We start from the raw sequence: 880 nt of genomic DNA on the forward strand, positions 1-880 counted from the left end.
CGCAGGACCTGCGCACATTCCTGATCGGCGCCCGCGACCGGCTTTGAACGCCGTTTGGTTCGCCTTTCGCCGGTGTCGGCAGCCTACGATAGTCACACATTTCGCGGGCTGCGCGGCTCTCCTCCCCCTTGTGGGGAGGAGTTGGAGGTGGGGGTGGTTCCGCCGGCCTCCGCAGCTTGAGGGTCGCCCAACCACCCCCACTCCTGACCTCTCCCCACAAGGGGGAGAGGGACGCGCTCCACTCGTAAGAGCGGATGGCGAATCCAGCAGCCTCCCAAGTGAGAGCGCCGTCTAACCGGGCACAGCCGAGGCGAGCAACCGGATCCCGTCCGAGACCGCCTCACCCCGCTCCCGCCTCCACGACACTGACCACGCTGCGGCCGTTGCCGCGTTTCTCCACCCGGACCTGCACGGCGATGCGTTCGATCATCGCCGCCACATGGGTGATGACGCCGACCTTGCGGCCGCGGCCCTGGAGCGTCTCCAGGGCATCCACCGCGAGGTCGAGGGTCTCGGCGTCGAGGGAGCCGAAGCCCTCGTCGATGAAGAGGGTGTCGACGAAGGAATCGCGGCCCTCCAGGCCCGACAAAGCGAGGGCCAGTGCGAGGGAGACGAGGAAGCGCTCGCCGCCCGAGAGGCTGCGGGTGGCGCGCACCTCCTCACCCATGTCGCGGTCGACCACGTGGAGGGAGAGATTCGCCGGGTCGCCGCGCACCAGCCGGTAGCGCGGGCTCAAGGCCAGCAGGTGCTCGTTGGCGAGCCGGACCAGATGTTCGAGCGTCACCCCTTGGGCGAAGAGCCGGAACTTGACGCCGCTCGAAAAAAAAAAAAACACATCACGACCCATAACATTAGCACGCGCGAGAACACACCAGTCAAC

The 880-nt window shown here is 66.9% G+C and carries 1 protein-coding gene; it reads right to left on the reverse strand.

Annotated features, from left to right (window positions below):
* Positions 1–340: 340 nt before the first annotated feature.
* The coding region (locus tag VQ03_RS30735; RefSeq protein ID WP_280948587.1) for an SbcC/MukB-like Walker B domain-containing protein at positions 341–880 on the reverse strand (540 nt) is incomplete at its 5' end.

Origin of the sequence: Methylobacterium tarhaniae, from assembly GCF_001043955.1 — a bacterium.
Lineage (GTDB): Bacteria > Pseudomonadota > Alphaproteobacteria > Rhizobiales > Beijerinckiaceae > Methylobacterium > Methylobacterium tarhaniae.